We start from the raw sequence: 4,465 nt of genomic DNA on the forward strand, positions 1-4,465 counted from the left end.
TCTGTTCGTCAGACCAGAGATTTGCCGCCAACTTCCTTCAGATTCCACCTCACGGTGGACACCCTTGTCTTAAGCTATACACTTACCACTACTAGGTCGTGTTAGGGACTTTCACCCTTAAGATTACGCCCATGCTGGGCGCACAACATTATAAAAAGTAGGTATCATATATATACCTACTTTTTAACTTCTTTATTTAATATCTTAAATATTTCTAAAACTTCTTATTTTATATTCCATATTTATAAACTTTATCAGGATCTGAGCCTATCCTTATCCCTTTATCTAATTGTTGAATTTTGAATAAATCCTCTTCATTTATCTCAAAATCAAATATCTGTGAGTTTTCTTTTATTCTTGTTATATTTGTTGATTTAGGAATAGTTACAACACCCATTTGCAAATCCCATCTTAGTACAATTTGAGCTATCGTTTTTCCGTATTTTTTTGCAAGCTCCTTTAAGAGTTTATTGTCAAAGATTTTACCTCTCATTAAAGGTGACCATGCTTCTAATTGTATATTATTCTTTTTACAAAACTGTCTTAACTCATTTTGGATTAGTAACGGGTGAAACTCTACTTGATTTATCATTGGCATAATTTCAGCATCTGCCATTAAATTTTTTAAATGTTTAACAGTAAAATTACTAATACCTATTGCTTTTATATATCCTTCTTTATAAAGCTTTTCTAGAGCTCTCCATGATTCATTGTGTAATAGGTTAGGCCAATGAATTAAATATAAATCAAGATAATCTGTTCCAAGTTTTTTTATAGAAGTTTCAAAAGCTTTTAAAGTTTTCTCATAACCTTGGTCTGAATTCCAAACCTTACTAACTAAAAATATTTCTTCTCTAGACAATCCACTCTCTTTTATTGCAATGCCAACACCTTCCTCATTATCATAGTAAGAAGCAGTATCTATATTACGATATCCAATTCTAAGCGCTTCTTTTACTGATTCAATAACTGTATGTCCATCTTCAACCTTATAAGTACCAAATCCAAGCCAAGGCATTTTTACTCCATTATTTAAAGTTGTGTAACTTTTTATATCTTTCATTTTAATTATCCTTTCTAAATATGTGTTAAATAAGTTTTTTAATATCATTTATATTATAATGAATATATGGTAAAATTTCCTTATCATTTGATATTATTTTAAAGTAAATATATTTTAAATAAAACAAAAGAAAGGCAATTTCTATGCATATGAAAATTGATGATACAGATATTAAAATATTAAAAGAACTTCAACAAGATAGTCGTTTATCTATTAGAGAATTATCTAAAAGAGTAAACCTATCTCCTCCTTCTGTAGCAGAAAGGATAAGAAAATTAGAAGATAGCGGAATAATTGAAGGTTATACTATAAAAATAAATGAAACAGCTTTAGGATTAAATCTTCAATGTATTATCCAAATTGATCTTAAAAATAGTGAATTTGAAAAATTCAAAGATTTTATTTATAATCACCCTCGTGTAAATTTTTGTTATAGAATAGCTGGTCATTCCTGTATTCTTGTAAAATTAAGTGCTAAATCTATTTTAGAAATTGAAGAATTTGTTGACTCTGTTGCATCTTTAAATGCTACTACCTCTACCTATATTATATTTTCACAGATTCCTACCAATAAAAGCATTGAAAAATTTTTTCAATCTACTTAATATTTTTATTATAAATTATTATATTTATTAGGGAGGAAAATTTGATGGAATCGAACATAAATTCTATAGAAAATAATGATTATTATAAAAAATTATTAACGATTTTTATTAGATTAAAACCTAAATATAAAAAAGACCTTAATAAAATTATTATAACTTCCTTTCAAGATGTTATAAGTGAGTCCGATGAAAAAAGAATATATACTGTTTATAAAATAAATATAAACTCTGAAAATTTTGTTTTGAAAAAATCAGAAGAGAGCGAAATCTTTATATATAAAACATTTCTAGAGAGTAAAAATTTACCTACCCCCAAAATGTTTGGTTATACTTTTGAATATGATGAATATTGGATTTTAATTGAGTATATAGAGGGAACTGATTTGAAAAAGTTTAATGAACAAATAGCTTTAAATAGCTCTATTAGTTTGTCTAAGATTTTTAATAAGTATTGGGTAGAAAATGATTTTGATAAACATAAACTAGATAATAGATTTGAAAAATATTATGCTCGAATAATTAAAAGATCAAAATGCTTAACTCATCATGCTAATTTATCAAAAGCTTATAAATGTTTTTTAGAAAGGCAACTAACTTGTCCTCGTACACTTTGCAATGGAGATTTAATGCAAATAAATGCAATAAATAGTTCAAATGATGTTTTAATAATTGATTGGGGCTTTGGCGGAATTATGTCCTATTCATTAGATATTGCTAGATTGATATCTCATGGAGCAGAAAGAGATGACCCCTTTTATATGACAAATGATTTAAGAAATTTATTTGCAAAAAAACTATACAAACTGCTAAATACAGAAACTTTAACTTATAGTCAATATATTTTTGACATAAAACTTTCAATGCTAAATGAGTTCATTGAATTTCTGGAATATAATTTTAATAATCCAAATGAAGAAAAAGATCATTATTACAACTACTATTTAAAAAGAGCCAATAAATTAGCTGATGAACTACTTGATTATGTTAATCAGAAAGATAACTGTGTAATTTCTGATATAATAATATAAAAATATATAAACTATTACTATTATGTAAATAATAACTATATATAGCGTTCCAAGTTGACTTTTAAAATTATCCATTCCAAAACTTGGATACCTAAAATAGTGAGACATGCTCCGAATCACTTAAAATTCAACACTGTATCTTGTGTAAAAATATTTTAAAGTTATTGAATAAATTTTAATTGGAGCTTGTTTCCCTATAGAAGTAGTATTCTATATTTATTGAACCTAATATTTTTATGTAAATCAAAGTTTTATTAATATGTACTATTATAACCATATTGTTTTTATTTTTTTATAATAAATTAAATTATATTTTGAACAGAATATTTTAATTCTGTCTTACATGAAAATGTATGTGAAATGATAAGAATCTGTGAACAATCAAAAGAAAATAAGTACAATAACTACAAATAGTTTTTATATTTTATAAACTTAAATACATACTAAATATTTATAAAATACTTAGTATGTATTTAAGTTTAATTTTAATTATTACATATGAAAACAAGCTGAAACTTAAATCCATTTATCAAATTTCTATTACAATTCTTTTAAAGCTTCACTTAATACTTTTCCAATAGAATCCTTTATAACTAAATTAGCTTTATTATCATATGGTGTGGCTTCTTTATTTATAAGAATTAAATTTTTTCCTCTAAAATATTCCAATAATCCTGCTGCTGGATACACAACTAGAGAAGTTCCACCTACAATAAATGTATCTGCTTGTGATACTGATAAAATCGACTTTCTTAAAATATCACTATCTAAACTTTCTTCATATAGAACTACATCTGGCTTAACAGTATCACCACAAACCTCACATACTGGTATGTTATTATTACTTTTTAATATATAATCCAAGTTGTAAAATTTATTACATCCCATACAGTAATTTCTATGAACCGAACCATGTAGTTCTAAAACATTTTTAGATCCAGCTAGTTGGTGTAACCCATCAATATTTTGAGTTATAATAGCATTTAGCTTTCCTACTTCTTCTAGTTTAGCTAATGCTTTGTGTGCTAAATTAGGTTTAGCATCTTTAAAAATCATTTTATCCTTATAAAATCTAAAAAATTCATCAGTATTACTCTTAAAAAAGCTATGACTAAGCATTACTTCTGGTGGGTAATTATATTTATTTTTAGAGTTATATATTCCTTGATTAGATCTAAAATCTGGAATATTACTTTCCGTTGAAACTCCTGCTCCTCCTAAAAATACAATGTTAGTACTATTTTTTATAATATCTTTTAATAATTCTATTTTATCCATAAAACCCTCACTCAAATTTTTTATATATCAAATTAGAATTTAATATATAAATATTATATATAACCAAATAAAATTATGCATCAATTTCTATTAATATTTTTAAATTTTATTTAATATAAATTACATCCAAAGGTCTTTTATGTATTCCAAATTTCTAAATTAATATATTCTATTTAACATGAATATAAAATTTTCACTTGAATTAAAATTTCAATTTAAAATCTACATATACTTATTATTTATTTTATTACTCATCTTATTCATTAATCTAAAAAACTTTCTATGGGTTATAATCCATAAATTTTAAAAATCAAATAGTAGTTATTTGAAATTTTTTTAAACATAAAAAAAGAAGTAGATATTCTACTTCTATGTTTCCAAAATGGCTCCGCGAAAAGGATTCGAACCTTCAACCTATCGGTTAACAGCCGAGTGCTCCACCGTTGAGCTATCGCGGAATATTACCTGGCAACAACCTACCCTCCCACACA

General features: G+C 25.4%; 4 protein-coding genes and 1 tRNA gene. 2 read left to right on the forward strand and 3 right to left on the reverse strand.

The genetic code is table 11. The features are described from left to right. Nucleotides 1-229: 229 nt before the first annotated feature. Complete coding sequence (locus ACYUE0_RS17420; RefSeq protein ID WP_460271883.1) at nt 230-1,063, reverse strand: aldo/keto reductase; 834 nt, start codon at nt 1,061-1,063, stop codon at nt 230-232. A 149-nt stretch (nt 1,064-1,212) separates the two neighbouring features. Between ACYUE0_RS17420 and ACYUE0_RS17425 the strand changes: the two genes are divergently transcribed. Further along, nucleotides 1,213-1,668: an Lrp/AsnC family transcriptional regulator gene (locus ACYUE0_RS17425; protein WP_061994403.1), complete on the forward strand. Its 456-nt coding sequence runs from the start codon at nt 1,213-1,215 to the stop codon at nt 1,666-1,668. Between the two features lie 44 nt (nt 1,669-1,712). Continuing rightward, the gene (locus tag ACYUE0_RS17430; RefSeq protein WP_460271885.1) at nt 1,713-2,696 is read left to right on the forward strand and encodes a hypothetical protein; all 984 of its coding nucleotides are present in this window, start codon (nt 1,713-1,715) and stop codon (nt 2,694-2,696) included. A gap of 540 nt (nt 2,697-3,236) precedes the next feature. Here ACYUE0_RS17430 and ACYUE0_RS17435 read toward each other — a convergent pair. Both ACYUE0_RS17435 and ACYUE0_RS17440 read right to left on the reverse strand, forming a co-directional pair. Further along, nucleotides 3,237-3,974 (reverse strand): NAD-dependent protein deacylase, encoded by a 738-nt coding sequence (locus ACYUE0_RS17435; protein ID WP_061994314.1) that lies wholly within the window; start codon nt 3,972-3,974, stop codon nt 3,237-3,239. 383 nt (nt 3,975-4,357) lie between these two features. After that, a tRNA-Asn gene (locus tag ACYUE0_RS17440) sits at nt 4,358-4,432 on the reverse strand. Nucleotides 4,433-4,465: the final 33 nt, after the last annotated feature.

This window comes from Clostridium sp. CTA-19 (assembly GCF_054767855.1).

Bases quoted from the DNA above. Each gene is read 5' to 3' on its own strand.
- ACYUE0_RS17420 (WP_460271883.1), bottom strand. From the start codon at position 1,063: ATGAAAGATATAAAAAGTTACACAACTTTAAATAATGGAGTAAAAATG.
- ACYUE0_RS17425 (WP_061994403.1), top strand. From the start codon at position 1,213: ATGAAAATTGATGATACAGATATTAAAATATTAAAAGAACTTCAACAA.
- ACYUE0_RS17430 (WP_460271885.1), top strand. From the start codon at position 1,713: ATGGAATCGAACATAAATTCTATAGAAAATAATGATTATTATAAAAAA.
- ACYUE0_RS17435 (WP_061994314.1), bottom strand. From the start codon at position 3,974: ATGGATAAAATAGAATTATTAAAAGATATTATAAAAAATAGTACTAAC.